Source organism: Thomasclavelia sp. (genome assembly GCF_047249845.1).
Classification (GTDB): domain Bacteria; phylum Bacillota_I; class Bacilli_A; order Erysipelotrichales; family Coprobacillaceae; genus Thomasclavelia.
Genome location: NZ_JBKTWO010000127.1, coordinates 1 through 2,362 on the forward strand (window position 1 = coordinate 1; position 2,362 = coordinate 2,362).

Sequence of the window (2,362 nt, forward strand, 5' to 3'; positions counted from 1 at the left end):
ATTCTCTTCTTATAAGATACATAGTTATAAGAAATGCTATTAAATCTGCAATTGGTACCGCTATAAAAACACCATATAATTTAAATATCATGGCCAATATAAGTATTAGCTGTATTAACAACAAGCATTGTCTTAATAAATTTAAAAAACTTGATTGTTTAACCATTCCAATGGCTTGGAAAAAGTTTGCACACATTGTTTGACAACCAATAAGTGGTAAACAGATAAACCATATTCTCAATGATATACTTCCTAAATTAATAATTTCTGCTTCTTGATTAAACATAGAGATTATCATCGCAGGGAATATTTCAATAATTAAAAAACCAATAAATGCTATTATTGTTGAGCCAATGACTGTATATTTCAATGTCTCTTTGACACGATCATATCGCTTAGCTCCATAATTATAACTAATAATAGGTTGTTGTCCTTGTACCATTCCTGTCAATGGCATTAACATAAGTGTCTGTACACTGGTAATAATACCCACTGTAGATATAGCAGTGTCTCCACCATATGTCCCTAATGTTCCATTAATAACAATATTTAAAACGCTGGCTGACATCTGCATTAAAAATGCTGGTAATCCTGTTTTCAAAATCATATATGTAAAACGTTTTTTCAACTTCATATGAACTAATTTACATTGAATAAGCCCTCTCTTTCCAAATAAGAAAGCAAGTTGCCATACCATACTTAAAAATTGCCCACCAATTGTTGCAAGTGCTGCACCTTCCATTCCCATATGAAATTGAACAATGAATATATAATCAAAAACAATATTAAATCCTGCACCTAATAATTGTGAAACCATTGCATTTCTTGCATTGCCCTGTGCTCTTGAAAAGTTATTGCCACACATTGCAACACATTGAAAAACTGCTCCATACAAAATAATACTTAAATATGCCCTTGCATGCGGTAAAACACTTTCACTTGCGCCCAAGACTGTAAGTATAGGATCCATAAATAAGTTCCCAAAAATCATAAACACCAATCCAAAAATAACAGTAATCATTAAGGAATTACCTTGATAAAATTTTGCATCTTCATCTTGCTTTGCACCCAAAGCAATTGAAAATCGAGTTGCACCACCAACTCCTGCCATTAAACTTAACGCCATTAATACAAGTGTTACTGGATATGATATCGTAATTCCTGCCAATCCAATCGAACCTAGATGTGGTGCATTTCCAATAAACATTCTATCAACAATATTATATATTGCATTAACAATCATTCCAATCATAGCTGGAACTGAAAGTTCTACTAATAGTGGCAAAATTTTGCCAGTTTCCATCTTCTCTTTATTCATACATAACTTCTCCCTTTAGGTACCTAACGAATATATCATAAACTTCTTGTCTTTATTTGTCAAGATACCTAATTTATCTCATTTTACGAAGTAAAAACTATCAATTGATAGTATGATGATAGAGTTGACTATAAGGTTTATGAAATATAGATAAAGATATATAGTTATCTTAGGCACAGTCACACATCATTTCATAAATAAAAGAGAGGATAAAAGTCAAATACATTTCGTATGCATATTTTCTCCTCAAAAACTTATGCATCTCCATTACCTCAAAATCATTAGACACATCTTTAAGTTTTTTTATTAAAAAACTGTGATTTCTCACAGTTAACTATAAATCTTTTATATACCACTTATCACATGCAAAGTGTGGTCCATCTACAATTGGCTTATCTAATAATTGGAAGCCATTTTTTATATAAAACTTATTAGCAGCTACCATGTTTTCAAATGTTTCTAGATAACATTTTGAATAATGCTTTTTAGCAAAATCTAAAGATAAATCTAAAAGCTGTTGTGCGATTCCAGTTCCTCTTGTTTCCAAAAGACAATACATTTTCTGAAGTTCACAAACATCATCTTTTCCCTCAACAGGTCCAATTCCACAACCCCCAACAATGTGACCTTCATTCTCAACAACAAGATACTGCATATTCATAGGTTGATAAACCTGAAAGAATTGTCCAAGATTTGGATCTTCCCAAGCGCAACCAGGTTTATTAGCATTGAATTCAAGAAGACAGGTGCGAATCAATTGCTCAACCTCTTGATTATCTTTTTCCTCAATCAGTCTAATCAGCATGCGGAATGACCTTTTTTAAACGCTTTTCAAAATCCCTTCTAGAAAACATAATTATGGCTCCACAACCCAAACATTTAATTTTAATATCTGCACCCATTCTAATAATTTGCCATTGATTAGATTTTTTACATGGATGCGGTTTTTTCATTTCCACAATATCATTTAATTTATATTCCATCTTAACCACCATTCCGTTTATAAAAAGCTTCAATAGTATTTTGCATTAACATTGTTATTGT

3 protein-coding genes are annotated in these 2,362 nt (G+C 31.6%); all 3 read right to left on the bottom strand.

Annotation, left to right across the window (positions count from 1 at the left end):
• The coding region (locus ACLR9T_RS13895; protein ID WP_413110082.1) for an MATE family efflux transporter at positions 1–1,318 on the bottom strand (1,318 nt) is incomplete at its 3' end.
• Between the two features lie 334 nt (positions 1,319–1,652).
• Positions 1,653–2,123 (bottom strand): GNAT family N-acetyltransferase, encoded by a 471-nt coding sequence (locus tag ACLR9T_RS13900; protein ID WP_008790683.1) that lies wholly within the window; start codon positions 2,121–2,123, stop codon positions 1,653–1,655.
• Complete coding sequence (locus ACLR9T_RS13905; RefSeq protein ID WP_413110083.1) at positions 2,113–2,301, bottom strand: DUF951 domain-containing protein; 189 nt, start codon at positions 2,299–2,301, stop codon at positions 2,113–2,115. The genes ACLR9T_RS13900 and ACLR9T_RS13905 overlap by 11 nt, the downstream gene beginning before the upstream one ends.
• Between the last annotated feature and the right edge of the window lie 61 nt (positions 2,302–2,362).